Origin of the sequence: Salmonella sp. 741265050_HSA (assembly GCF_046569445.1) — a bacterium.
Classification (GTDB): domain Bacteria; phylum Pseudomonadota; class Gammaproteobacteria; order Enterobacterales; family Enterobacteriaceae; genus Salmonella; species Salmonella enterica.
Genome location: NZ_JBKFSV010000011.1, coordinates 1 through 25403, shown reverse-complemented (window position 1 = coordinate 25403; position 25403 = coordinate 1). Strand labels below are relative to the sequence as shown.

At 53.9% G+C, this 25403-nt stretch carries 23 protein-coding genes; 14 read left to right on the top strand and 9 right to left on the bottom strand.

Translation table 11 applies throughout. The features are described from left to right. Window positions 1–20 precede the first annotated feature (20 nt). Together lpdA and ACLD4F_RS16585 are read left to right on the top strand one after the other, a co-directional pair. Entirely contained in the window at window positions 21–1445 is a 1425-nt protein-coding gene (gene lpdA / locus ACLD4F_RS16590; RefSeq protein WP_001529952.1) for a dihydrolipoyl dehydrogenase, read from the top strand. 288 nt (window positions 1446–1733) lie between these two features. Next, complete coding sequence (locus ACLD4F_RS16585) at window positions 1734–2018, top strand: outer membrane protein (RefSeq protein WP_000765363.1); 285 nt, start codon at window positions 1734–1736, stop codon at window positions 2016–2018. A gap of 37 nt (window positions 2019–2055) precedes the next feature. Here ACLD4F_RS16585 and ACLD4F_RS16580 read toward each other — a convergent pair whose 3' ends face one another. Together ACLD4F_RS16580 and ACLD4F_RS16575 are read right to left on the bottom strand one after the other, a co-directional pair. Continuing rightward, window positions 2056–2847, bottom strand: a complete 792-nt coding sequence (locus ACLD4F_RS16580) for a DUF2950 family protein (protein WP_076934756.1) — start codon at window positions 2845–2847, stop codon at window positions 2056–2058. Between the two features lie 12 nt (window positions 2848–2859). Next, a complete protein-coding gene (locus ACLD4F_RS16575; protein WP_079981123.1) occupies window positions 2860–4485 on the bottom strand; it encodes a DUF3300 domain-containing protein in 1626 nt (541 codons plus the stop codon). 388 nt (window positions 4486–4873) lie between these two features. Between ACLD4F_RS16575 and acnB the strand changes: the two genes are divergently transcribed. From acnB to ACLD4F_RS16545, 6 genes are all read left to right on the top strand, one after another. Beyond that, complete coding sequence (gene acnB, locus ACLD4F_RS16570) at window positions 4874–7471, top strand: bifunctional aconitate hydratase 2/2-methylisocitrate dehydratase (protein WP_000888949.1); 2598 nt, start codon at window positions 4874–4876, stop codon at window positions 7469–7471. A gap of 187 nt (window positions 7472–7658) precedes the next feature. Beyond that, window positions 7659–8021, top strand: a complete 363-nt coding sequence (gene yacL / locus ACLD4F_RS16565) for a protein YacL (RefSeq protein WP_000384308.1) — start codon at window positions 7659–7661, stop codon at window positions 8019–8021. Between the two features lie 234 nt (window positions 8022–8255). Continuing rightward, entirely contained in the window at window positions 8256–9209 is a 954-nt protein-coding gene (locus tag ACLD4F_RS16560; RefSeq protein WP_001022089.1) for a 2-keto-3-deoxygluconate permease 1, read from the top strand. After that, window positions 9206–10477 carry a D-threonate kinase gene (gene dtnK, locus ACLD4F_RS16555; protein ID WP_175268553.1) on the top strand — a complete coding sequence of 424 codons (1272 nt, stop codon included), beginning with the start codon at window positions 9206–9208 and terminating at the stop codon, window positions 10475–10477. The genes ACLD4F_RS16560 and dtnK overlap by 4 nt, the downstream gene beginning before the upstream one ends. Next, window positions 10467–11450 carry a D-threonate 4-phosphate dehydrogenase gene (locus tag ACLD4F_RS16550; RefSeq protein ID WP_000448749.1) on the top strand — a complete coding sequence of 328 codons (984 nt, stop codon included), beginning with the start codon at window positions 10467–10469 and terminating at the stop codon, window positions 11448–11450. Before dtnK ends, ACLD4F_RS16550 begins: the two co-directional genes overlap by 11 nt. A gap of 9 nt (window positions 11451–11459) precedes the next feature. Then, a complete protein-coding gene (locus ACLD4F_RS16545) occupies window positions 11460–12227 on the top strand; it encodes a DeoR/GlpR family DNA-binding transcription regulator (RefSeq protein ID WP_000678254.1) in 768 nt (255 codons plus the stop codon). 29 nt (window positions 12228–12256) lie between these two features. Here the strand turns inward: ACLD4F_RS16545 and speD are convergent, their stop codons facing one another. From speD to ACLD4F_RS16530, 3 genes are all read right to left on the bottom strand, one after another. Then, on the bottom strand, window positions 12257–13051 hold the full coding sequence (gene speD / locus ACLD4F_RS16540) for an adenosylmethionine decarboxylase (protein ID WP_000734276.1): 795 nt from the start codon (window positions 13049–13051) through the stop codon (window positions 12257–12259). A 20-nt stretch (window positions 13052–13071) separates the two neighbouring features. Beyond that, on the bottom strand, window positions 13072–13932 hold the full coding sequence (gene speE / locus ACLD4F_RS16535; RefSeq protein ID WP_000829968.1) for a polyamine aminopropyltransferase: 861 nt from the start codon (window positions 13930–13932) through the stop codon (window positions 13072–13074). A 106-nt stretch (window positions 13933–14038) separates the two neighbouring features. Beyond that, a complete protein-coding gene (locus tag ACLD4F_RS16530) occupies window positions 14039–14386 on the bottom strand; it encodes a YacC family pilotin-like protein (protein WP_000846613.1) in 348 nt (115 codons plus the stop codon). Between the two features lie 201 nt (window positions 14387–14587). Between ACLD4F_RS16530 and cueO the strand changes: the two genes are divergently transcribed. Further along, entirely contained in the window at window positions 14588–16198 is a 1611-nt protein-coding gene (cueO, locus tag ACLD4F_RS16525) for a multicopper oxidase CueO (RefSeq protein WP_411010943.1), read from the top strand. A gap of 77 nt (window positions 16199–16275) precedes the next feature. Here the strand turns inward: cueO and ACLD4F_RS16520 are convergent, their stop codons facing one another. Next, window positions 16276–18666 (bottom strand): glucose/quinate/shikimate family membrane-bound PQQ-dependent dehydrogenase, encoded by a 2391-nt coding sequence (locus ACLD4F_RS16520; RefSeq protein WP_411010942.1) that lies wholly within the window; start codon window positions 18664–18666, stop codon window positions 16276–16278. A 205-nt stretch (window positions 18667–18871) separates the two neighbouring features. Here ACLD4F_RS16520 and hpt point away from each other — a divergent pair, with 205 nt between their 5' ends. After that, window positions 18872–19408, top strand: a complete 537-nt coding sequence (gene hpt, locus ACLD4F_RS16515) for a hypoxanthine phosphoribosyltransferase (RefSeq protein WP_000683342.1) — start codon at window positions 18872–18874, stop codon at window positions 19406–19408. Window positions 19409–19465: 57 nt separating this feature from the next. Here hpt and can read toward each other — a convergent pair whose 3' ends face one another. Beyond that, a complete protein-coding gene (gene can, locus ACLD4F_RS16510) occupies window positions 19466–20128 on the bottom strand; it encodes a carbonate dehydratase (RefSeq protein WP_000651590.1) in 663 nt (220 codons plus the stop codon). Between the two features lie 108 nt (window positions 20129–20236). Here can and ACLD4F_RS16505 point away from each other — a divergent pair, with 108 nt between their 5' ends. The 4 genes from ACLD4F_RS16505 to ACLD4F_RS16490 all read left to right on the top strand — a co-directional run bounded on the left by ACLD4F_RS16505 (window position 20237) and on the right by ACLD4F_RS16490 (window position 23766). Next, a complete protein-coding gene (locus ACLD4F_RS16505; RefSeq protein ID WP_001523220.1) occupies window positions 20237–21163 on the top strand; it encodes an ABC transporter ATP-binding protein in 927 nt (308 codons plus the stop codon). Next, window positions 21160–21930 (top strand): ABC transporter permease, encoded by a 771-nt coding sequence (locus ACLD4F_RS16500; RefSeq protein ID WP_000983418.1) that lies wholly within the window; start codon window positions 21160–21162, stop codon window positions 21928–21930. The genes ACLD4F_RS16505 and ACLD4F_RS16500 overlap by 4 nt, the downstream gene beginning before the upstream one ends. A gap of 104 nt (window positions 21931–22034) precedes the next feature. Then, window positions 22035–22475 (top strand): PTS sugar transporter subunit IIA, encoded by a 441-nt coding sequence (locus ACLD4F_RS16495; protein WP_000901967.1) that lies wholly within the window; start codon window positions 22035–22037, stop codon window positions 22473–22475. Between the two features lie 61 nt (window positions 22476–22536). After that, window positions 22537–23766 (top strand): polysaccharide deacetylase family protein, encoded by a 1230-nt coding sequence (locus tag ACLD4F_RS16490; RefSeq protein ID WP_079945047.1) that lies wholly within the window; start codon window positions 22537–22539, stop codon window positions 23764–23766. Between the two features lies 1 nt (window position 23767). On the opposite strand, the gene ACLD4F_RS16485 is transcribed toward ACLD4F_RS16490, so the two are convergent. After that, a complete protein-coding gene (locus ACLD4F_RS16485) occupies window positions 23768–24829 on the bottom strand; it encodes a fimbrial protein StkG (RefSeq protein ID WP_411010941.1) in 1062 nt (353 codons plus the stop codon). Between the two features lie 12 nt (window positions 24830–24841). After that, window positions 24842–25402, bottom strand: a complete 561-nt coding sequence (locus tag ACLD4F_RS16480) for a fimbrial-like protein (protein WP_411010940.1) — start codon at window positions 25400–25402, stop codon at window positions 24842–24844. Between the last annotated feature and the right edge of the window lies 1 nt (window position 25403).

Sequence of the window (25403 nt, the reverse complement as noted above, 5' to 3'; positions counted from 1 at the left end):
ATACAAATAAAGAGGTCATGATGAGTACTGAAATCAAAACTCAGGTCGTGGTACTTGGGGCGGGCCCGGCAGGCTATTCTGCCGCTTTCCGTTGCGCTGATTTAGGTCTGGAAACCGTAATTGTAGAACGCTACAGCACCCTTGGCGGTGTTTGTCTGAACGTCGGCTGTATCCCTTCTAAGGCGCTGCTGCACGTAGCAAAAGTTATCGAAGAAGCCAAAGCGCTGGCTGAACACGGTATCGTCTTCGGTGAGCCGAAAACCGATATCGACAAGATTCGTACCTGGAAAGAGAAAGTGATCACGCAGCTGACCGGCGGTCTGGCGGGTATGGCCAAAGGCCGTAAAGTGAAAGTGGTCAACGGTCTGGGTAAATTCACCGGGGCGAACACCCTGGAAGTTGAAGGCGAAAACGGCAAAACCGTGATCAACTTCGACAACGCGATCATCGCGGCAGGTTCTCGTCCGATCCAATTACCGTTTATTCCGCATGAAGACCCGCGCGTATGGGATTCTACCGACGCTCTGGAACTGAAAGAAGTGCCGAAGCGTATGCTGGTCATGGGCGGCGGTATCATCGGTCTGGAAATGGGTACCGTATACCACGCGCTGGGTTCAGAGATTGACGTGGTTGAAATGTTCGATCAGGTTATCCCGGCGGCTGATAAAGACATCGTTAAAGTCTTCACCAAGCGCATCAGCAAGAAATTCAACCTGATGCTGGAAACCAAAGTGACTGCCGTTGAAGCGAAAGAAGACGGTATCTACGTTTCGATGGAAGGCAAAAAAGCCCCGGCTGAAGCGCAGCGTTATGATGCGGTTCTGGTGGCGATCGGTCGTGTACCGAACGGCAAAAACCTCGATGCGGGTAAAGCAGGCGTGGAAGTTGACGACCGTGGCTTTATCCGCGTGGACAAACAGCTGCGCACCAACGTGCCGCACATCTTCGCTATCGGCGATATCGTCGGTCAGCCGATGCTGGCGCACAAAGGTGTTCACGAAGGTCACGTTGCCGCTGAAGTTATCGCCGGGAAGAAACACTACTTCGATCCGAAGGTTATCCCGTCTATCGCGTACACCGAGCCAGAAGTGGCATGGGTTGGCCTGACCGAGAAAGAAGCGAAAGAAAAAGGCATCAGCTATGAAACCGCCACCTTCCCGTGGGCAGCTTCTGGCCGTGCTATCGCTTCTGACTGCGCAGATGGTATGACCAAACTGATTTTCGACAAAGAATCTCACCGCGTGATCGGCGGGGCGATTGTCGGCACCAACGGCGGCGAGCTGCTGGGTGAAATCGGTCTGGCGATCGAAATGGGCTGCGACGCGGAAGACATTGCGCTGACCATTCATGCGCACCCGACTCTGCATGAGTCCGTGGGCCTGGCGGCGGAAATCTTCGAAGGTAGCATTACTGACCTGCCGAACCCGAAAGCGAAGAAGAAATAATCTTCTGTAGGTGGCAATGCGCCATCCGACACAGAAAAGCGGCTTTACAGCCGCTTTTTTTATGCATGGCAAATCAGATGTGTCAAATGATGGCGAAGGATAACGAAAGCGCAAAATTTATCTTTTCCGCAGCAGTACGCTTTTCAAAGCTTATGCCGTCGGTAGTGCCTTTGTCTGTCATTTGCGACCAACTAATTGTTTCATAAGAAATACCTCTCCTTACTTTGTCATCACCCTGAAATTAGTAACGCTATAAAATAATAGCGAGCTAATTATGAGGTTTGATATATGAAACTTTTTCTGACAACAGCAGCGCTAACTGCGACGTTGATTTCCGGCATGGCATTTGCCAGCGATCCCGTCATCCCCTGGGCGACTAACAGCGGCGGTACGGAAAGTACGCATATTGCGGCAATGGGCGAGGATTTGAATGCGCAGCATCAGCAGATCACCCACACGCATGAAGGCGTATGGGCGGCCAATTCCGGCAGCATTCAGGCTGATGAAGCCGCGCTGACCAGCAACAAGCCGCCGGTACAAGGCCACCCGGAATTAATGCCGCATCAGGGCTAATGATCATGGCCTGGCGATAACGCCAGGCGCTTACGGGTTATTCGGCGACCTGCCACTGCGCGTCTGGCGCAAAACGCGTGATAGCCTGAACTTTACTCTCCGTCTCCTTGCCTAAATCCGCCTGATAAATACGATCGTCCTGGTTGACCATAAAACTCATCACCCCGGTTTCGCCGTAATGCATCGGCCAGGCCAGAAGCGCCGCGCCGTGACCGTCGTTATCGCTGATAATACGGAAATGGTAGCCGTGGTAACCCTCGTCTGGCGCTGCGGGGCTAAAGTTTGGGCCTAACGGACTGGGGACGTCGCCTGCTTTGGTTGGCCAGTACAGGCCATCTTTTTGGCCTTCGCTACTGATTATCCTGTGTGCCCAGCGATGGTTTTGTAAGTAATAGTCCTGCTGCGCATCAACGTAAGCATGCATGGCCTGTAAGGTAGAAAGTTCATTTCGCCCAATAGTACGGGTGAGGATCTCATTCCCGGCTGCCGCCATATCAAAGCGCCAGCCGCCAGTATCTTTCACCATGGGCACCGGGAGCTGCCAGTCTTCTCGTCCGACATTCAGGTGCGCCGTATTGTCTTTCTGTACAATGCGATGGCCTTCGCGCCAGTCACGATTGAAGCGGGCCACGGCCTCGGGATCGGCACCTTCCGGCGGCAGAAATTGCCGCCAGTCATCGCCCAGTAGCGCGGTAAGCTGCGTTTCGTTTTTTCCGGCTACCGCCGCGGCGAAGGCGCTGGCGGCCGCTTCCGGGGAGGGGAACCGTTCCTGCGCGTAGCCCAGCAAGGGTAACGACAGTAACAGAGCGCTTAACATAACCTTTTTCATTATCTGCTCCGGTTAACGGCGATGAAATTCATGATGTTCAGAAAAATGTTCCCGCGCGGCGGCGCGTTGCTCGGTGTTTAAGTGACTGCCGCGACGGCTTTCCAGGCCGCGTAGCTGTTGCGATTGCCATGACGGCGATCGACTGTCGTTCCCGCTAAACACATTGGCGTGCATATTCTGGCGAAATGCCTGACGCTGCTGCGGCGTAGAGGATTCAATACGCTGGCGGGCGGTGTCTCTCTGCTGTTGTGAAACAGGGTGCTGCTGGGCTTTAGCCTTCAGCTCGGAACGATGCTGCTGCGTGGTGGATTTATTCAGTGTCTGCTGCGCCGCCTCGCGACGACTGCTGTTTTGTGTTCCGTCATAGCCACGGTAATTATTACGCTGGGCAATTTGATTTAACTGCTGCGATGCCGCTTTGCGCTGTCTATCGCGGGATGTCTCGCCTGACAGGTTAGCGGGTGATGTATGGCTGCGTTGTTGGAATTGCGCCATGGCCGCCTGGCGCTGACTGTCGCGAGACACTGGCGCTTGCTGCGTTGCGCTTAACCCGCCGCTAACATTGGTGGGATGGAACCGTTGCGCAACGGTATTATTCGGATAGGGGACGCCATTGCGCCAGGCGGGATTATGCTGCCAGCCCATCGTTTGGCCCGGCAGGTTTTGCCCGGATATCCGGTTGAAATTATTGACATTGATGTTGATATTATCGCCATTATGTTGATAACCGTTACCACCATGATGGTAATCATCATCATGATGGTCGTCGTCATGGTGGTGATGATCGTCGTCATCCCAGTCTATGCTGCTGAACAACGCATAGGTGGTGGCGACGCCCAGGCTATAACCAAAACCTTTAACAAAACTGTCGGCAAACTGCTGCCCCGGAGGAGGCGGTAAATACACCGGCGGATAAGCGGTATTGGGCCAGGCGCCATACACCGTCGCGGGGTTATAGTTCGGCACGTACACCACCTGCGGGTTCGCGGGTTCAATTTTGATGACGGTCGACGGTGTCGCTGGCGTACTGGCGGATGTGGTGGTGGTTGTTGTCGTGACGGCGGTAGAAGCGCTGGACTTCGGCACGCTGGTGACGGTTTGCTGCGGCGTTGATTTTAGCGAACCGGTTTGTTGAGCGAGTAGACGCAACCTTTGCACCGCATCCATCACATCCTGTGGCTGGGCTAAGAACGCATCGCCCAGGTTTTGCACCCATTGCGGATTCTCGCCCATAAGCGCCATCAACTGGGGAAAGGCGACCAGCGATTTGACGCTGGGATCCCACGGTTGGCTGGCCACCGCCTGAATAGCGGCATCGCCCTGCAGCGTGGGGTTATCTCGCGACCACTGGACGGCCTGAACCACGTTCGCCGGGTAGGTGGAGGCCATGAGCACCTGCGAAAGCAGGGCATCGGGATAAAGCGCGACAGGCGCGACCCATTGATCGATTTGCGCAGTGGTAAAGGTCGTTTTCGCGACAGGCGCGGGCACAGCGGTCTGCGTTGGCTCAGGGGCGGGAGCCGCCGCCTGCGCGGGCGCTTCGGGAGCGCGGCTTTTCACATACAGTACGCCCGAAGCGGCAAATAACCCGGCACTGCACACAAGGGCAATGAGATGGGGTTTAAAGGGCAACGTCATTTTATCTCTCCCGATTCCAGAGAATCGCTATGGTCATTATGCCTGCCGCCGACGGGGTGCAGTTTCGCGTGAGTATAAAGGGACGATAGTTTAATTTTTAGCTAATGTTGGGATCGATAACGTTACGTGACGATCAAAGCACGAAATGAGGTAAGCATTTATGGCTGTAGCTCCCGTCTCAGTAGAGCATTAGACCATCCTTAACGATTCAGCCACTTTTTTATGTTGCTTTTTTGTAAACAGATTAACACTTAAAGAAAATCCTGTTATTGTGCCGTATGCGGTACCGGGCATTTACCCTACTAACTACTGTCTCACAGGAGCGTGAAGAGAATCGCCCATCAACAAAAGCGCCGCATTATGACAATGAGAGCGAGGAGATATCGTCGTGCTAGAAGAATACCGTAAGCACGTAGCTGAGCGTGCTGCCCAGGGGATTGTGCCAAAACCTTTAGACGCAACCCAAATGGCTGCGCTTGTCGAGCTGCTGAAGACCCCGCCTGTGGGCGAAGAAGAATTCCTGTTAGACCTGTTGATCAACCGCGTTCCTCCTGGCGTAGATGAAGCCGCTTATGTTAAAGCCGGTTTTCTCGCTGCTGTCGCGAAAGGCGACACCACCTCCCCGCTGGTCTCCCCAGAAAAAGCCATTGAACTGCTGGGCACCATGCAGGGTGGTTACAACATTCATCCGCTGATTGATGCGCTGGACGATGCGAAACTGGCGCCGATTGCGGCCAAAGCGCTGTCCCACACCCTGCTGATGTTCGATAACTTCTACGACGTAGAAGAGAAAGCCAAAGCGGGCAATGAATACGCCAAACAGGTGATGCAATCCTGGGCTGACGCCGAATGGTTCCTGAGCCGTCCGCCGCTGGCGGAAAAAATCACTGTCACCGTTTTCAAAGTGACCGGCGAAACGAATACCGACGATCTCTCTCCGGCGCCGGATGCGTGGTCGAGACCGGATATCCCGTTACATGCGCAGGCGATGCTGAAAAACGCCCGTGAAGGCATTGAGCCGGATCAGCCAGGCGTTGTTGGCCCCATCAAACAAATCGAAGCATTGCAGAAAAAAGGCTACCCGCTGGCTTACGTGGGTGACGTGGTGGGCACCGGTTCTTCCCGTAAATCCGCGACCAACTCCGTGCTGTGGTTCATGGGTGACGACATCCCGAACGTGCCGAATAAGCGCGGCGGTGGTCTGTGCCTCGGCGGCAAAATTGCGCCTATCTTCTTTAACACTATGGAAGATGCGGGCGCGCTGCCGATTGAAGTTGACGTTTCTAACCTGAATATGGGCGATGTGATTGACGTCTACCCGTACAAAGGCGAAGTACGCAATCATGAAACCGATGAACTGCTGGCAACCTTCGAACTGAAAACCGACGTGCTGATCGACGAAGTGCGTGCCGGTGGTCGTATCCCGCTGATTATCGGCCGTGGCCTGACCACCAAAGCGCGTGAAGCGCTGGGTCTGCCGCACTCTGATGTTTTCCGTCAGGCAAAAGACGTGGCGGAAAGCAGCCGTGGCTTCTCTCTGGCGCAGAAAATGGTCGGTCGCGCCTGCGGCGTGAAAGGCATTCGTCCGGGCGCGTACTGCGAACCGAAAATGACCTCCGTCGGTTCTCAGGATACTACTGGCCCGATGACCCGCGATGAGCTGAAAGACCTGGCCTGTCTGGGATTCTCCGCCGATCTGGTCATGCAGTCGTTCTGTCACACCGCAGCCTATCCGAAGCCGGTTGACGTCACCACGCACCACACGCTGCCAGACTTCATTATGAACCGTGGCGGTGTCTCCCTGCGTCCGGGCGACGGAGTGATCCACTCCTGGCTGAACCGTATGCTGCTGCCGGATACCGTCGGTACCGGCGGTGACTCCCATACCCGTTTCCCGATTGGTATCTCTTTCCCGGCGGGTTCTGGTCTGGTGGCGTTTGCCGCCGCGACCGGCGTGATGCCGCTGGATATGCCGGAATCCGTGCTGGTGCGCTTCAAAGGCAAAATGCAGCCGGGCATCACCCTGCGCGATCTGGTCCATGCCATCCCGCTGTACGCCATCAAACAGGGCCTGCTGACCGTTGAGAAGAAGGGCAAGAAAAACATCTTCTCTGGCCGCATCCTGGAAATCGAAGGTCTGCCGGATCTGAAAGTGGAGCAGGCGTTTGAGCTGACCGATGCTTCTGCCGAGCGTTCCGCTGCCGGTTGTACCATCAAGTTGAACAAAGAGCCGATCATTGAATACCTGACCTCCAACATCGTCCTGCTGAAGTGGATGATTGCGGAAGGCTACGGCGACCGTCGTACGCTGGAACGTCGTATCCAGGGCATGGAAAAATGGCTGGCGGACCCGCAGCTGCTGGAAGCCGATGCTGACGCGGAATACGCGGCGGTGATCGACATCGATCTGGCGGATATCAAAGAGCCAATCCTGTGCGCGCCGAACGATCCGGACGACGCGCGCCTGCTGTCCGATGTGCAGGGCGAGAAGATCGACGAAGTGTTCATCGGTTCCTGCATGACCAACATCGGCCACTTCCGCGCGGCTGGTAAGCTGCTGGATAACCACAAAGGCCAGTTGCCAACCCGCCTGTGGGTAGCGCCGCCAACCCGTATGGACGCCGCGCAGCTGACCGAAGAAGGTTACTACAGCGTGTTCGGTAAGAGCGGCGCGCGTATCGAAATTCCGGGGTGTTCCCTGTGTATGGGTAACCAGGCGCGTGTGGCCGACGGCGCGACGGTGGTCTCTACCTCTACCCGTAACTTCCCGAACCGTTTAGGTACCGGTGCGAACGTCTTCCTGGCTTCTGCGGAGCTGGCGGCGGTGGCGGCGCTGATCGGCAAACTGCCGACGCCGGAAGAGTACCAGACCTTTGTGGCGCAGGTAGATAAGACGGCGGTGGATACCTACCGTTACCTGAACTTCGACCAGCTCTCTCAGTACACTGAGAAAGCGGACGGCGTGATTTTCCAGACTGCGGTGTAATTTGCCTGACGGCGTCAGGCTTACCATGCCTACGCCTCTTATTGCCCGGTGGCGGCTACGCTTACCGGGCCTACAAAACCCATCGCAACTGCGGTGGGTTTTTATTTTCATTCCGCCTGCTGTTCCCGCTTTTTTTCTTCTCCGCTGCTGCGATAATGACTGTAAGGGCTTTGCAGAGGAACACATTATGGATTACGAATTTCTGCGCGACGTTACCGGAGGGGTAAAAGTACGAATGTCGATGGGCCACGAGGTGGTCGGTCACTGGTTTAATGAAGAGGTTAAAGACAACCTATCGCTACTGGATGAAGTAGAACAAGCCGCGCGTACGGTCAAAGGCAGCGAACGCTCCTGGCAACGAGCAGGGCATGAATACACGATCTGGATGGACGGCGAAGAAGTGATGATTCGCGCCAATCAGCTGGATTTTTCCGGCGATGAGATGGAAGAGGGGATGAGTTATTACGATGAAGAGAGTTTATCCCTGTGCGGCATGGAGGATTTTCTGCGGGTCGTCGCCGCGTATCGGGAATTCGTCAGTAAAGCCTGACCCTCTCTTCGTTATTGTCCCGTAACGCCAGTCGACGGACAGTTGGGGGCGGTAGTGGAAACGAAATCACCACACATTCCAGCCGGGAGTATCCCGGCTTTTTTATTGCAGAATGATTTTTTGATTTTTATTAATCATTTTAAAACTGTGATCTGACGCGTTTGTGATCTTAATTTGATTGAATATAATCGTTATGATTTTATTCAATCACAACAAGCAACAGGCGGTAAGACCATGAACATCAAAAAAGCAATAGAGCGCGTACCCGGCGGCATGATGGTCGTACCGCTCGTTATTGGCGCAGTCATTAACACCTTCGCTCCACAGGCGCTTGAGATCGGCGGTTTTACCACCGCCTTATTTAAAAACGGCGCGGCGCCGCTGATTGGCGCTTTTCTGCTGTGTATGGGAGCCGGTATCAGTGTGAAAGCCGCGCCCCAGGCGTTATTGCAGGGCGGGACGATTACGCTCACTAAGTTGCTTGTCGCCATCGGCATTGGCCTGGGCGTGGAGCATCTTTTCGGCGCGGAGGGTATTTTTGGCCTGAGCGGCGTGGCGATTATCGCGGCGATGAGCAATTCGAATGGCGGACTTTATGCTGCGCTGGTAGGCGAATTCGGCAATGAGCGCGACGTCGGCGCTATCTCTATTTTGTCTCTTAATGATGGCCCTTTCTTTACGATGATTGCGCTGGGCGCGGCAGGGATGGCGAACATTCCCATTATGGCGCTGGTGGCGGTGCTGGTTCCGCTGGTTGTCGGCATGATCCTCGGCAATCTTGATCCTCATATGCGCGATTTTTTGACCAAAGGCGGCCCGCTGCTCATTCCTTTCTTTGCTTTTGCGCTGGGGGCGGGCATCAACCTGGAAATGTTACTGCAAGGCGGACTTGCCGGAATTCTGCTCGGCGTGCTGACAACATTCGTTGGCGGTTTCTTTAATATTCGCGCAGATCGTCTGGTTGGCGGAACTGGCATTGCCGGAGCGGCGGCCTCCAGCACCGCGGGTAATGCCGTTGCGACGCCGCTGGCTATTGCGCAGGCCGACCCTTCGCTCGCCGAGGTGGCCGCTGCTGCCGCTCCGCTGATTGCCGCCTCGGTGATCACCACGGCAATCCTGACGCCAGTGTTGACCTCCTGGGTTGCGAAAAAACAGGCGCGTCAGGCTTCTTTGGAGAAAAACGCATGAAAATGATGGTTATCGCCGATGATTTTACCGGATCGAATGATACCGGCGTCCAGTTGGCGAAGAAGGGGGCGAGAACGGAAGTCATGTTGAGCGCGTCGCAAAAACCGTCCCGCCGCGCCGATGTGTTAGTCATTAACACCGAAAGCCGGGCGATGCCCGCAGATCAGGCGGCATCTGCCGTTTATGCCGCGCTTTCCCCGTGGTGTGAGACATCGCCAGCGCCGCTGGTGTACAAAAAAATCGACTCCACATTTCGCGGCAATATCGGCGCCGAAGTGACGGCGGCCATGCGCGCCAGTCAGCGAAAACTGGCCGTTATCGCCGCCGCGATCCCTGCGGCTGGACGCACGACGCGTGAAGGAAAATGTCTGGTTAATGGCGTCCCGTTACTGGAAACCGAATTTGCCAGCGATCCGAAAACGCCCATTGTCTCTTCCCGCATTGCCGAGATAGTGGCGTTGCAAAGTGAGATCCCTGTGTATGAAGTCTTTTTGCAGGATGTCCGACGCGGCGGGTTAAGCGCCTTACTTACGGCTTATGCGGCTGAGGGCGAAGGGATTATCGTCGTGGATGCGGTAGAAGAGCGGGACCTGACGTTGATTGCGCAAGCGGCGTGCGAACAACCGTCGATGCCGCTGCTCGTCGGCGCAGCTGGTCTGGCGAATGCGTTGCCGGTTGAACTTTTTATGCAAGACCGGCAGCGGCTGCCGGTACTGGTGGTAGCCGGTTCGATGAGTGAAGCCACGCGACGTCAGGTGGATAATGCGCTGTGCCGGGGACGTGCGGAGGTCGTGGATATTGATGCCGCGCGCATGGTGTCGGATCGCGCGGAGCAGGAAATCGCGTCTGTCGTAGAACAGGCCTGCGCGCTGTTAAGTCAGCATCGACATACGATTTTACGCACCAGCCGTCGCGCAGAAGATCGACAGTTAATCGACGCGTTGTGCGAAAAATCCGCGATGAGCCGTCAGCAATTGGGCGAGCGACTGAGCCAGCGGCTTGGCGTCGTCACGTTAAACATTATTGAGCAGGCGCGGATTGGCGGGCTGTTTCTGACCGGCGGCGATATCGCTACCGCCGTCGCCGGCGCACTTGGCGCTGAAGGTTATCGCATTCAGAGCGAGGTGGCGCCCTGTATTCCCTGTGGAACGTTTGTAAACAGCGAAATTGACGATCTGCCGGTCATTACCAAAGCGGGCGGATTCGGTTCAGACAGTACGTTGTGTGACGCGCTTTATTATATTGAGGAGATGTATTGTGGAGACTAAAACCGTTGCCATTACCATGGGCGATCCAGCGGGCATTGGGCCGGAAATTATTGTTAAAGCGCTAAGCGAAGACGGTCTCAACGGCGCGCCGCTGGTGGTTATTGGATGCCTCGCAACGTTGAAACGTTTACAGGCGAAGGGCATCACGCCGAACGTCGAGTTACGGGCCATTGAACGGGTCGCCGAAGCGCGTTTTGCGCCCGGCATCATTCATGTGATTGATGAGCCGCTGGCGCAGCCGGAGGCGCTGGAGGCCGGGAAAGTTCAGGCGCAGGCGGGGGATTTAGCGTATCGCTGCGTGAAGCGCGCCACCGAGTTAGCGTTACGGGGCGACGTACAGGCTATTGCTACCGCGCCGCTGAATAAAGAGGCGCTGCACCTGGCGGGGCACAACTATCCGGGCCATACCGAGCTGCTCGCGACCCTGACCCATAGCCGCGATTACGCGATGGTACTTTACACCGATAAACTAAAAGTGATTCACGTTTCAACGCATATCGCGCTGCGTAAATTCCTTGATACGTTAAGTACCACGCGTGTCGAAACGGTGATTGGTATTGCTGATACTTTCCTCAAGCGTGTGGGTTACGTTAAACCGCGTATCGCCGTGGCAGGCGTGAATCCTCATGCGGGCGAGAATGGCCTGTTTGGCGATGAAGAGACGCGTATCCTGACGCCAGCCATTACCGATGCCCGCGCAAAAGGTATGGACGTTTATGGGCCGTGCCCGCCGGATACTGTATTTCTCCAGGCTTATGAGGGGCAGTATGATATGGTGGTGGCGATGTATCATGACCAGGGGCATATCCCGTTGAAATTGCTTGGCTTTTATGATGGCGTGAATATCACCGCGGGGCTGCCGTTTATTCGGACCTCTGCCGATCATGGCACCGCATTTGATATCGCCTGGACGGGAAAAGCAAAATCTGAGAGCATGGCCGTATCGATCAAACTGGCAATGCAACTGGCATAATTCCCTGTTATGAAAGGACAACACCGTCTGGATCTCATTGTGGCGTATCTGAAAAACCATACGCTGGTTACGGTAGAACAGCTGGTTGAGGCGGTTGACGCATCGCCAGCCACTATCCGTCGCGATTTGATCAAGCTGGATGAGCAGGGCGTGATCAGCCGTAGTCATGGCGGCGTGGCGCTGCGGCGTTTTGAACCCGCCCAGCCCACCACCAATGAAAAACAACTGCGATCGCCCGCTGAAAAACGGGCGATCGCACGCGTTGCCGCATCGCTGGTCAATGCTGGCGATGCCGTCGTGCTGGATGCCGGTACGACAATGATGGAGCTGGCGAAATGCTTAACCCATCTTCCGCTGCGGGTCATCACCGTCGATCTGCATATTGCGCTGTTTTTAGCTGAGTTCCGGCAAATTGAAGTGACGATTGTCGGCGGTCGTATCGATGACAGCAGTCAGTCCTGTATCGGTGAGCATGGGCGTAAGCTGTTGCGCAGCGTGTATCCGAACATCGCGTTTATGAGCTGTAATTCATGGGGGGTAAAAACGGGCGTGACGACCCCAACGGAAGATAAGGCCGGGCTTAAACAGGAGATTATTGCTAATGCGCAGCGCAAAGTGTTGCTGGCGGACAGCAGTAAGTATGGCGCGCATTCGCTCTTTAATGTGGTGCCGCTTGAGCGCTTTAATGATGTGATTACCGACGTCAATCTGCCGCCGTCAGCGCAGGTTGAACTGAAAGGGCGCGCTTTTGCGCTAACGCTGGTGCAGCCGGAGTGACAGCGCCGTCAGGCGCTGCCAGTGGTGAATCAGACCGCAGAAATATTGCGGCCGTAGTAAATCTCGCGCATCTCTTTCCACAACGCGGCGGTGATCTCCTGGCGTTCGGTTTCAGTGAGATCTTCCGGTTTGGTGTGAAACATGTAGTGCTTAAGATCGAACTCTTTAAGCAGCATCTTGGTATGGAAAATATTTTCCTGATACACGTTTACATCCACCATGTCATACAGCGACTTCATATCTTCCGACATAAAATTCTGAATAGAATTAATCTCATGATCGATAAAGTGCTTCATACCGTTGACGTCGCGCGTAAAGCCGCGCACGCGGTAATCGATGGTGACAATATCGGACTCTAGCTGGTGGATCAGGTAATTGAGCGCTTTTAGCGGTGAAATCACCCCGCAGGTTGACACTTCGATGTCGGCGCGAAAGGTACAAAGCCCGCCTTCCGGATGGCTTTCCGGATAGGTATGCACGCAGATATGGCTCTTATCGAGGTGCGCCACCACGGTTTCCGGCAGCGGGCCGGGATGTTCGGTTTGATCGATAAGTTTCGGGTCGATCGGCTCTTCGCTCACCAGAATCGTGACGCTGGCGCCCTGGGGTTCATAATCCTGACGGGCGATGTTCAGGATGTTCGCGCCGATAATGGAGCAGGTCTCCGACAGGATCTCGGTCAGTCGGTTGGCGTTATAGAGTTCATCGATATAGGCGATATAGCCATCGCGCTCTTCTGCGGTTTTGGCGTAGCAGATATCGTAAATACAAAAACTCAGGCTTTTCGTCAGATTGTTAAAGCCATGCAGTTTCAGCTTTTTCAATTTTTATCACCTCCTTAACGTCACTGTGCGGACAGTGCGTCATGTAGATATTGCGGTAGCGCAAATGCAGCGGCATGAATAGCCGGGTTGTAATAGCGACATTTGAGGCCGGCGGCATGAAAACGCGCCTGAATAATTTCGCTCGACAGGTGACGAAGAGCATCGTTGTCCGTCGCCCAGGCGAAGGTCATGATGCCGCCGTAATAGGTCGGAATCGCCGCCTGGTAGAAGCCGACATCGCTGAAGTAATGACTCAGCTTGCGGTGGCTGTCGAGCGCTTCATCCTGTTGCAGGAAGCACACGCCGTTCTGGGCGACAAAAATGCCGCCCGGATTCAGGCAACGCTTACAGCCTTCATAAAAGGCGGAGGTAAACAGGCTTTCGCCGGGGCCTATCGGATCGGTACAGTCGGAAATGATCACATCAAAGGTCTGATGGGTCTGATTGACGAAATTCACGCCGTCGTCGATTACTAGCGTAAAGCGCGGATCGTCGTAGCTGCCGGCATTGTGGTTGGGTAAATACTGGCGGCAAAACGAGACTACGCCAGCGTCGATCTCCACCATGGTGATGGTTTCGACGTTTTTATGCCGGGTAACTTCACGTAGCATTGCGCCGTCGCCGCCGCCGATAATCAGAACGTGTTTCGCATGACCGTGCGCCAGCAGCGGGACGTGGGTCATCATTTCATGATAAATAAACTCGTCGCGTTCGGTGGTCTGTACCACGCCGTCCAGCGCCATCACGCGGCCAAAAGCGGCGTTTTCAAAGATGATTAAATCCTGGTGATCGGTTTTTTCATGATACAGAACGTTGTCTACGGCAAAGTACTGACCAAACTGGTCGTGTAGCGTTTCATGCCACATCGTATTTTCGGCCATTGGCTGATACCTCCATTGTTAACACCCGTAAAAAAAGGGCGCAACATCATAGCTAACAATGACCGTGGATGCACGGTCATTATTTCAGCAATAGGATCGCGGAGGATTATTTAACGTAGGCTAACAGGCTCAGAGAATCGCGGGCCAGAGCTTTGCATTTTTTAGCGACCGGGATACCGATGCCGCTAAGATCGCGGTAGCTGTCTTCGCCCAACGATTTCATATCGAAGGTGTCGTAGTTGCTCAGGTCCCACTGATTTTGCTGGGCAAAAAAGACCAGCGCACGGCGAATCTGACTGTTGGGTAAATTTTGGTAACCACAGTCATTTTTCAGAAAAACGAAAACTGCCGTTAAATCGGCCATATCTTCAGCTTCGGATTCAGTAAGCGCATAGCTATTTGCGCATAAGGCCATCAGGCTGCCAAACAACACGGGTCTGAAAAACGTCTTCATTGCTTCTACCACGGCATCAGGGAAAGTCAACGTTAGCATACTGAGAACGTAGCGACGACTTTTATTATCAGGATTGGTCGCGGCGTTTTCATTCTTATTGTATTGCTGTCAGGAATGGTAAAGACGTGTTGCTGGCTTGACCTTCCCGTTAGGGCAGGGTCTAAGCTTAGACACCCGCCTGTTCATTATAAGGAAATGATTATGTTACGCCGTGATTTCTTAAAATATTCAGTGGCGCTGGGGGTTGCATCAGCGCTGCCGCTGTGGAGCCGCGCCGCTTTTGCCGCCGAACGTCCCGCGTTGCCTATTCCTGACCTGTTAACGGCAGATGCGAGCAACCGTATGCAGTTAATTGTTAAAGCCGGACAGTCCACATTCGCCGGTAAGAACGCGACAACCTGGGGCTACAACGGTAATTTGCTGGGGCCAGCGGTACAGCTTCACAAAGGAAAAAGCGTGACCGTTGATATCCATAACCAACTGGCCGAAGACACGACGCTTCACTGGCATGGTCTGGAGATTCCGGGCATCGTCGACGGCGGCCCGCAGGGGATTATTCCCGCAGGCGGAACCCGCACGGTGACGTTTACGCCGCAGCAACGCGCCGCGACCTGCTGGATTCATCCGCACAAACACGGCAAAACCGGGCACCAGGTGGCGATGGGCCTTGCCGGACTGGTGCTGATTGAAGATGACGAGATTCGCAAATTGCGCCTGCCGAAACAGTGGGGCATCGACGATGTGCCGGTGATCATTCAGGACAAACGTTTCTCCGCCGATGGCCAGATTGATTATCAACTGGATATTATGACCGCCGCCGTCGGCTGGTTTGGCGATACGCTGCTGACCAATGGCGCTATCTATCCGCAGCATTCCGCGCCGAAAGGCTGGCTACGTCTGCGCTTGTTGAATGGCTGTAATGCGCGTTCGCTGAATATCGCCGCCAGCGATAATCGCCCGCTTTATGTGATCGCCAGCGATGGCGGCCTGCTGGCGGAGCCGGTGAAAGTCACCGAACTGCCGTTATTAATGGGCGAGCGTTTTGAAGTGCTGGTGGATATCAGCGACGGGAAAGCCTTTGATCTGGTGACGCTGCCGGTCAGCCAGATGGGAATGGCGATCGCTCCGTTTGATAAATCGCATCCGGTGATGCGTATCCAGCCGCTGCGGATTACTGCCTCCGGTACGCTGCCGGATACGTTGACGACGATGCCGGCGTTGCCGTTGCTGGAAGGGCTGACGGTGCGCAACCTGAAACTGTCGATGGACCCGCGTCTTGATATGATGGGGATGCAAAGGCTGATGAAGAAATATGGCGCTCAGGCGATGAGCGGCATGGATCATGACAGCATGAACGCGCATATGCAGGGCGGCAATATGGGGCATGGCGAAATGGATCATGGCAACATGGATCACAGCGGGATGAATCATGGCGCGATGGGCAATATGAATCACGGCGGAAAATTCGACTTCCATAACGCTAACTTTATCAACGGCCAGGTCTTCGATATGAACAAACCGATGTTCGCGGCGCAAAAAGGCCGACATGAACGTTGGGTCATTTCCGGCGTGGGCGACATGATGCTGCATCCTTTCCATATTCACGGCACGCAGTTCCGTATTCTGTCAGAGAACGGCAAAGCGCCAGCGGCGCACAGAACGGGCTGGAAGGATACGGTACGCGTTGAGGGCGGTATCAGCGAAGTGTTGGTCAAGTTCGATCACGACGCGCCGAAGGAACATGCCTATATGGCGCACTGTCATCTGTTAGAACATGAAGATACGGGGATGATGTTAGGATTTACGGTCTGACCGATGTCTGTGACGCAGGCCGGGTAAGGCGAAGCCGCCACCCGGCACAATGCCCGGCATACGCCGGGCATTAATGGTTATTTCGCGTCGTCAGGCAAAGCATAGGCCACGATATAGTCGCCCATCTTCGTACCAAACGAACCGTGGCCTCCGGCAGAAACGACCACGTACTGCTTACCGTTTACCTCATAGGTCATCGGCGTTGCCTGGCCTCCGGCGGGTAAACGTCCCTGCCACAGTTTTTCCCCGTTGCTCATGTTATAAGCGCGCAGGTAGTTGTCGGCGGTCGCGGCGATAAACAGCACGTTACCGGCGGTTGAGATTGGCCCGCCGAGCATGGGCATCCCCATGTTGAACGGCACCGGAACCGGCATCGGGAACGGCATACTGTCGCGCGGCGTCCCTATACGTTTCTTCCACACGATTTCATTGGTCTTCAGATCCAACGCGGAAATATAGCCCCAGGCCGGTTGTTTACACGGCAGGCCAAACGGCGAAAGGAACGGATTCAGCGTGACGCCGAACGGTACGCCGTACTGTGGCTGAATACCCGCTTCTGTTCCGGTACCTTTCGCGTCTTTCGGCGGCTCCATTGGATTACCCGGGCCGCGTGGGATCAGCTTCGAGACAAACGGCAGCGCCATCGGGTTAGCGATAGCGACCTGACGGTCTGGATCGACGGAAATACCGCCCCATTCAAACATCCCCAGGTTGCCAGGGAATACCAATGTCCCCTGCTCGGACGGCGGGGTGAAGATACCTTCATAGCGCAACTGGTGGAACATAACGCGGCACACCAGTTGGTCGAACATGGTCGCGCCCCACATATCCGCGCCGGAGAGATCTTTTTTCGGGCGGAAGGTTAAATCAGAGAACGGCTGAGTTTTGGCGACGTAATCGCCTTTTGCCGCGCCCTGTGGGACCGGTTTTTCCGGGGCGGGCACGACCAGCTCGCCATTACGTCTGTCGAGCACAAAGATATTACCGGTTTTCGCTGGCGCATAGATAACCGGAACGGTGGTACCGTCAACGGTAATATCCGCCAGCGTCGGCTGTGCCGGCAGGTCCATATCCCACAGATCGTGATGGACGGTCTGATAACTCCAGGCCAGTTTCCCGGTGGTGGCATTCAGCGCCAGGATGGAGCTGGCATAACGTTCCTGCTCCGGCGTGCGGTTACCGCCCCAGATATCCGGCGTGGTCACGCCCATCGGCAGATAGACCAGATCCAGTTTCGCATCATAGGCAGCAGGCGCCCAGGAGTTCGGCGAGTTAAAGGTAAAAGCGTGCTCATCGGCTGGAATCGAGTTCGGATCTTTCGCCCCCGGATCGAAGGCCCACAGTAGTTTACCGGTATTAACGTCAAAACCACGGATAACGCCGGACGTTTCGCGGGTAGAGAAGTTATCCGTGACCGAACCGGCAATGACAATCGTTTTATCGGTGATAATCGGCGGCGACGTCGGTTCATACAGTCCCGGCGTGGTGTCCGGCATATTAGTTTGCAGATTCAGGACGCCTTTGCTGGCGAAGGTTTCACACAGCTTGCCGGTTTCGGCATTCACCGCGAAAAGGCGACCGTCATTGACCGGAAGGATAATGCGGCGCGGACAGTCGGCGATGACCTCCGGCGAGGCGGTATCCGCTTTGGCCTCATGATAAGAGACGCCGCGGCAGGTCACATGCTGGAAAGACGAATCGGTCTTCAACTGAGGATCAAAATGCCACTTCTCTTTACCGCTGGCGGCGTCCAGCGCGAACAGACGCTGGTGAGCTGTACACAGATAAAGCGTATCGCCGACTTTAATCGGGGTCACTTCGTTGGTGATTTCGCCCGGATCGTTGGGTTGTTTCAGATCGCCGGTGCGGAAGACCCACGCTTCTTTCAGTTGGTGAACGTTATCCGCAGTGATCTGTTTCAGCGGCGAATAGCGTTGGCCTTCCTGATTACGTCCATAGGCCGGCCAGTCTTCGTCGGCGATCGACGAGCTTGTTGTGGCGGGCGTGGCGTCGGCGCGAAGCGTTCCGTTGATCTCCTGCGGGTCGTTGAAGCCAGCCCAGGTTAGAATGCCGCCGCTAATCAGCAGCGCCACGACCAGCGCCGCCACTGCGCCGCTGGAAGGAACCACCAGCCGATGCCAGACAAACGGCAATATTAGCCAGATGCCGAAAAACACCAGGATATCGCTACGCGGCGTGAGCGCCCAGAAGTCGAACCCGACTTCCCACACGCCCCAAATCATTGTCGCCAGCAGCAGGGCGGCATACAGCCACAGCGCGGCACGTTTACTGCGCCATAGCAATCCGGCCACAACCAGCATCACGAGGCCCGCGATGGGGTAGTACCAGGAACCGCCAATAGCAACCAGCCAGACACCTCCGATAAGAAGATACAGCCCGCAAAGTGCTGCAAAGAGGGCCGTCAGCGTCACGAGTAATCGTGGCGATCGTGCGTTATTTTCTGCCATAAAAAGACACCATCCCAAATTGTTAATTTTTTAGTAGCAATTAAGTATAGGAATTAACATGTGTGATCGTAATCACAAAATGAGCTTTCTTATCAAATGCCGCGAATGAATACGTTTGCTGTTATACTGCGTGCCTTGCGCGTCAATGCGGCGTTATTAGTCACCGGCATTGAGTGATTTGTTTTTAAATCATATGGTTATAAATATGAAACATACTGTTGAAGTCATGATCCCCGAAGCGGAGATCAAAGCACGTATTGCCGAGCTGGGTCGTCAGATTACCGAACGTTATAAAGACAGCGGCAGTGAAATGGTGCTGGTAGGTCTGTTGCGTGGCTCATTTATGTTTATGGCGGACCTGTGCCGTGAAGTTCAGGTTCCTCATGAAGTCGATTTTATGACCGCCTCCAGTTATGGTAGCGGCATGTCCACCACCCGCGACGTGAAAATCCTCAAAGATCTGGATGAGGATATTCGCGGTAAAGACGTGCTGATTGTCGAAGACATTATTGATTCCGGTAATACGCTGTCGAAGGTCCGTGAAATCCTGGGCCTGCGCGAGCCGAAATCGCTGGCGATTTGTACGCTGCTGGATAAACCGTCTCGTCGCGAAGTGGACGTGCCGGTTGAGTTCGTTGGCTTTTCGATTCCGGACGAATTTGTAGTCGGTTACGGTATCGACTACGCCCAGCGTTATCGCCATCTACCGTATGTTGGTAAAGTGGTGCTGCTGGACGAGTAAGCGCAGAAATGCCGGATGGCGTCGCTAAAGCGACTTATCCGGCCTATAGCTAATGGCTTATTGGTGGGGAATGTATTTCAGACTTAGGGCGGAGATACCCTTATGATAGCCGTTCTCCAGCGTTTTTTTGTTGGTGGCGGTGACGTCAAGATCGCGCAGCAGGCCATCATTGATACTGTACGCCCAGCCGTGAATGGTCACATTCTGCCCGCGTTTCCACGCTGACTGCATAATGGTGGAATGCCCCAGGTTATAGACCTGCTCCATGACGTTCAATTCATAGAGCGCGTCCAGACGTTGCTCTTCGGGCATTTTTCCCAACAGCGAGCTATGTTTAAGCCAGATGTCGCGAATATGCAGCAGCCAGTTATTAATCAAGCCCAGCTCAGGGTTTTCTACCGCAGCCTTGATACCGCCGCAACCGGAGTGGCCGCAAATGATAATATGCTCAACTTCCAGAACATCTACCGCATACTGAACCACGGAGAGACAGTTCAGATCGGTGTGAATAACCAGGTTAGCCACATTACGGTGAACAAACAATTCGCCCGGTTCAAGCCCGGTTAAACGCTCTGCGGGAACGCGGCTGTCGGAACATCCAATCCATAGAAAGCGCGGTTTTTGCGCTTGCGCCAGTTTCTCAAAAAATCCGGGGTCCTCTTCCACCAGCATTTTTGACCATAGTGCATTGTTGCTGATGAGTGTATCTATGTCTTTCATGGAAGTTAACGACCTGTAACCAAATAAGTGCGTTGGGCTAATATAGGGCAACTCCGTAGTTATTTAAACCATATATAAAGTGTAAGAACGTAAAGTAAGTGAGAATTTATGACCATTGCGCTGGAACTTCAACAACTTAAAAAAACCTATCCCGGCGGCGTTCAGGCGCTGCGCGGCATAGATTTGCAGGTCGAAGCGGGGGATTTTTACGCGCTTCTGGGGCCAAATGGAGCAGGGAAATCGACCACCATCGGTATTATCAGCTCATTGGTTAATAAAACGTCCGGGCGCGTTAACGTTTTTGGTTACGACCTGGAAAAAGACGTGGTTAACGCCAAGCGACAGCTTGGACTGGTGCCACAGGAGTTTAACTTTAACCCGTTTGAAACGGTGCAACAGATCGTAGTGAATCAGGCCGGTTATTACGGCGTGGAACATAAAGAGGCGGTTTTACGTAGCGAAAAGTATTTAAAACAGCTCGATCTGTGGGAAAAACGTAGTGAACGCGCGCGGATGCTGTCCGGTGGGATGAAACGCCGCCTGATGATCGCCCGCGCATTGATGCATGAACCTAAACTATTGATTCTCGACGAGCCGACGGCGGGCGTCGATATCGAGTTGCGTCGCTCGATGTGGGGATTCCTGAAAGACTTAAACGCCAAAGGCACCACGATTATTCTCACCACCCACTATCTGGAAGAGGCGGAAATGCTGTGCCGCAATATCGGTATTATTCAGCACGGCGAGCTGGTGGAAAATACCTCCATGAAAAATCTGCTTTCAAAGCTGAAATCGGAGACGTTTATTCTGGATTTAGCGCCAAAAAGCCCGCTGCCTAAGCTTGCGGGTTATCAATATCGTCTGGTGGATACCTCGACTCTGGAGGTGGAAGTGTTACGCGAGCAGGGAGTTAACAGCGTTTTTAGCCAACTGAGCGAGCAGGGGGTTCAGGTATTAAGTATGCGTAATAAAGCCAACCGTCTGGAAGAACTGTTTGTGTCTCTGGTGCATGAAAAACAAGGAGATCGCGCATGATGCAGCTTTACTGGGTTGCCCTTAAAAGCATCTGGGCGAAAGAGATCCACCGCTTTATGCGGATCTGGGTGCAAACTCTGGTGCCGCCTGTCATCACGATGACGCTCTATTTTATTATTTTCGGTAACCTGATCGGTTCGCGCATCGGCGAAATGCATGGTTTTAGCTATATGCAATTTATTGTGCCGGGCCTGATTATGATGGCGGTCATTACTAACTCCTACGCGAATGTCGCGTCGTCATTTTTTAGCGCCAAGTTTCAGCGCAATATTGAGGAACTGCTGGTCGCGCCGGTACCAACGCACGTGATTATCGCCGGATTTGTCGGAGGCGGCGTGGCGCGCGGGCTGTGCGTGGGGATTCTGGTGACGGCGATTTCGCTCTTTTTCGTGCCTTTCCAGGTGCATTCCTGGGTATTTGTCGCGCTAACGCTGATTCTGACCGCGATTCTGTTCTCGCTGGCCGGACTGCTGAACGCCGTGTTTGCGAAAACCTTTGACGATATCAGCCTGATCCCGACCTTTGTGCTGACGCCGCTAACCTACCTCGGCGGGGTATTTTACTCGCTGACGCTGCTGCCGCCGTTCTGGCAAGGGTTGTCGCACCTGAACCCGATCGTCTACATGATCAGCGGCTTCCGCTACGGCTTCCTGGGTATCCATGATGTGCCGCTGGTGACCACATTTGGTGTACTGGTGATCTTTATCGCCGCTTTCTACCTGCTGTGCTGGTCGCTGATCCAGCGTGGGCGCGGTTTGCGTAGCTGATACGATTCTCCTCTTCTCCAGGAGGGAAGAGGAGACTTTTGACGGCTGTCATCATTCCTGATTGGTAACCCTGATAAACTACTTGACTGCTAAGGAGGTAGGCTATGTTAGGTTGGGTGATTACCTGCCATGACGATCGCGCACAGGATATGCTTGATCGCCTGGAGAGAAAAAATGGTCCGTTGGCGCAATGCCGGGCGGTCAATTTTTGGCGCGGCCTGAGCTCAAACATGCTGAGCCGTATGATGTGTGATGCCCTCCATGCCACCGACTCCGGTGAAGGCGTGATATTTTTAACCGACATTTCCGGCGCGGCGCCTTATCGTGTAGCGTCGCTGATGAGCCATAAACATTCTCAATGTGAAGTTATTTCAGGTGTCAGCTATTCATTGATAGAGGAAATGCTTCCTTTGCGAGAGTCGATGAGCAGTTCAGCATTTCGCGACCAGATTGTCGCGCTTGGCGCACCGGATGTCACCAGTCTCTGGCATCAGCAGCAGAAAAATCCGCCTTTTGTATTGCTGCATGATTTGTATGAGTTTTGATCAATACCATTGACGACGCTTTTGCTACAATAACGGCGTTTTTTCGCCTCGGTTATGATATATGGTTATGCGCGTTGTCCTTATCTTGCTGTTCTTTTTCTCCGGTAATGTGTTGGCTGCCTTGCCCGCTCGTTATATGCAAACGACGAAAGACGCCGCCATCTGGTCGCAGATTGGCGATAAAATGGTGACCGTAGGGAATATCCGCGCCGGACAAATTCTTTCCGTAACGCCTGTTGCGGCTGATTATTATGCCTTTAAATTCGGCTTCGGCGAGGGGTTTATCGATAAAGGCCATCTGGAATCCGTGCAGGGAAAACAAAAAGTGGAAGATGGGCTGGGCGATCTTAACAAGCCGCTCAGCAATCAGAATCTGGTGACCTGGAAGGACACGCCGGTGTATAACGCGCCGGACATCAGTAGCGCCCCGTTTGGCGTATTAGTGGATAATTTGCGTTACCCCATTATTAGCAAGCTGAAAGGCAGGCTACATCAAACCTGGTATCAGATCCGTATTGGCGACAGGCTGGCTTATGTCAGCGCCATGGATGCGCAGGAAGACAACGGCATTCCGATTTTGACCTATCATCACATCTTACGTGATGAAGAGAATACCCGTTTTCGCCATACGTCCACCACGACTTCGGTTCGGGCATTCAGCAATCAAATGACCTGGCTTCGCGATCGCGGCTATGCCACGTTGACGATGTACCAACTGGAGGATTACATCCATAACCGCGCTAATTTCCCGGCGCGCGCGGTGGCTATCACCTTTGACGATGGCCTTAAATCGGTGAGTCGCTATGCGTATCCGGTATTAAAGCAGTACGGTATGAAAGCGACGGCATTTATTATCTCATCGCGTATTAAGCGCCATCCGCAAAAATGGAATCCCAGAACGCTGCAATTTATGAGCGTGTCCGAATTGCGCAAGATAAGCGATGTTTTTGATTTTCAGTCACATACCCACTTTTTACATCGGGTGGACGGGCATCGTCGCCCGATTTTATATAGCCACAGCTACCATAATATTCTGTTTGATTTTAAACGCTCGCGGCGTGCGCTCGCACAGTTTACTCCGCACGTGTTTTATCTTTCTTATCCCTTTGGCGGCTATAACGCGACCGCGATCAAAGCAGCAAAAGACGCTGGTTTCCATCTGGCGGTCACCACGGTGAGAGGGAAGGTGAAGCCTGGCGATAACCCGATGTTGCTCAAAAGGCTGTATATTCTGCGCACGGATTCGTTGGAGACCATGTCGCGGCTGATCAGCAACCAGCCGCAGGGGTAATTTACTGGTAGGTCACCTGGAAGGTGATGGTCGTTCCGAAAACGCCAGGCGTTACGGCTTCGGTGTTGGTTTTCACCAGCTTTGCGTTATAAGTGGCGCTAACCTGATAAACAGGCGCACCTATCGGGTTGCCCGCAGCGATAGTCTCTGACTGGTTATTGTGGATCTGTGAATATGCGGGAGTGCGCAGTTTTACACCTACACCTTTTGCCGCGGTAACGCTGGAATTACTGGAAATGGAATTGGTAAATAATGCCCCATCTGACGTGGTGTGTTCCGATACCACTTTCGCATCGACCTCAATGACGTTTGCGCAGGAACCCTCAATTTTAAACGACACCTCTGTTGTGTTATCGTTTTCCAGATCGGAGCGATACCAGTCCCCAAGGTCTACGGTGGTCGGCGCACGAAGCACGCAGGAAGGTGCATGCAGCGGGAGCTGGAACGACATATCATTGATATTGATCGGCACGCGGGGGTGATCGCTCTCGGTTCCGGTATGAGGGTCGCCAATCACCGCATGCCCTAGCATGCCGCCTGCTGCCGTTAAAAACTCCACGTTTGTAGGAAGCCCTTTAAATGTGGGGTCCTGATAAATATCCATCCGGGCGTGCCAGTATCTGGCATTGACGACGCCCTCGTCGTTATTCGCATCGCCTGTTTCATAGTAACTGCCCGCTTGCGGGGGAAACCACGCAGTGACGGTATTGGCGTCCGGGTAAATCGCCAGGGTGTAGTAAATTCCCTCCACGTTGGTGCGAAACGTTGCGTGACCGTTTACGTTTCCCCACAGCAATGCGTTATCGGTCATTTGCCAGACACTTTCACCGTCGTTACCAACGTTACAGGAGGACTGCAGAGGCGTGTCAAATTCAAGAAGGATCGTGGGGCTGATCTGTGTGGGGACCGAAATGGTTCCTGGCGGAAGCGGGACGATCATCGTTGACATGCCCGGCATAATTGTCCGGGTGTTGCCGTCATTAAATTTACACTCCATGGCGGCATGCGCTGCGCCCGATGCACCAATTGCGATAAGCGCGAGCCAAAAGTGTTTCAGTCTCATCAATAATTCCTTTTATTCGTAGTTCACATCCACCAGCACGTTACTGGTGACAACGCCGCTGACAACTGCGCCCGTATTCTGATAGCGCGCGTAAAACTGATAATCCGTTAAATACAGAGAACTACTTTTCCCGCTGACGTCGTAAATCACGTTAGAACTGCCATCGCTGTTTAAGACGTTAGTTTTATGGTCCGCAGAGAAAATGACGATACCAACATTTTGTGCCGCACCTGTCGTGGCATCATTTTTGAATACCTGGTTTTGATTGCTCCAAAAACCGGATTGCGGCGTAAAGCTGAATATCAATTGCTTGATGCTACCGTTATCTGCACAGTCTTCGAGACGCACGTTAAAAGGCGTGCCACCCGCCTCGTCGGTAGGCGCATATTTACTGCTGCCGTCGCTATTATAAAACCATGCCCGCGTGACGTTGGGGAGGTAGACTTCCCCCCCATTTTCCAGACTGAGTTTGCAAGTGCTGTTAACAATACTGGCGGTCAGATTGATATCTAAATTGGAACCCGCCTGGCTGATGCCAGACCAAAGCCAGCCCGTCAGACCCATAAGCAACACA

Bases quoted from the DNA above. Each gene is read 5' to 3' on its own strand.
- lpdA (WP_001529952.1), top strand. From the start codon at position 21: ATGAGTACTGAAATCAAAACTCAGGTCGTGGTACTTGGGGCGGGCCCG.
- ACLD4F_RS16585 (WP_000765363.1), top strand. From the start codon at position 1,734: ATGAAACTTTTTCTGACAACAGCAGCGCTAACTGCGACGTTGATTTCC.
- ACLD4F_RS16580 (WP_076934756.1), bottom strand. From the start codon at position 2,847: ATGAAAAAGGTTATGTTAAGCGCTCTGTTACTGTCGTTACCCTTGCTG.
- ACLD4F_RS16575 (WP_079981123.1), bottom strand. From the start codon at position 4,485: ATGACGTTGCCCTTTAAACCCCATCTCATTGCCCTTGTGTGCAGTGCC.
- yacL (WP_000384308.1), top strand. From the start codon at position 7,659: ATGGATTACGAATTTCTGCGCGACGTTACCGGAGGGGTAAAAGTACGA.
- ACLD4F_RS16560 (WP_001022089.1), top strand. From the start codon at position 8,256: ATGAACATCAAAAAAGCAATAGAGCGCGTACCCGGCGGCATGATGGTC.
- dtnK (WP_175268553.1), top strand. From the start codon at position 9,206: ATGAAAATGATGGTTATCGCCGATGATTTTACCGGATCGAATGATACC.
- ACLD4F_RS16545 (WP_000678254.1), top strand. From the start codon at position 11,460: ATGAAAGGACAACACCGTCTGGATCTCATTGTGGCGTATCTGAAAAAC.
- speE (WP_000829968.1), bottom strand. From the start codon at position 13,932: ATGGCCGAAAATACGATGTGGCATGAAACGCTACACGACCAGTTTGGT.
- ACLD4F_RS16530 (WP_000846613.1), bottom strand. From the start codon at position 14,386: ATGAAGACGTTTTTCAGACCCGTGTTGTTTGGCAGCCTGATGGCCTTA.
- cueO (WP_411010943.1), top strand. From the start codon at position 14,588: ATGTTACGCCGTGATTTCTTAAAATATTCAGTGGCGCTGGGGGTTGCA.
- ACLD4F_RS16520 (WP_411010942.1), bottom strand. From the start codon at position 18,666: ATGGCAGAAAATAACGCACGATCGCCACGATTACTCGTGACGCTGACG.
- hpt (WP_000683342.1), top strand. From the start codon at position 18,872: ATGAAACATACTGTTGAAGTCATGATCCCCGAAGCGGAGATCAAAGCA.
- can (WP_000651590.1), bottom strand. From the start codon at position 20,128: ATGAAAGACATAGATACACTCATCAGCAACAATGCACTATGGTCAAAA.
- ACLD4F_RS16505 (WP_001523220.1), top strand. From the start codon at position 20,237: ATGACCATTGCGCTGGAACTTCAACAACTTAAAAAAACCTATCCCGGC.
- ACLD4F_RS16500 (WP_000983418.1), top strand. From the start codon at position 21,160: ATGATGCAGCTTTACTGGGTTGCCCTTAAAAGCATCTGGGCGAAAGAG.
- ACLD4F_RS16495 (WP_000901967.1), top strand. From the start codon at position 22,035: ATGTTAGGTTGGGTGATTACCTGCCATGACGATCGCGCACAGGATATG.
- ACLD4F_RS16490 (WP_079945047.1), top strand. From the start codon at position 22,537: ATGGTTATGCGCGTTGTCCTTATCTTGCTGTTCTTTTTCTCCGGTAAT.
- ACLD4F_RS16485 (WP_411010941.1), bottom strand. From the start codon at position 24,829: ATGAGACTGAAACACTTTTGGCTCGCGCTTATCGCAATTGGTGCATCG.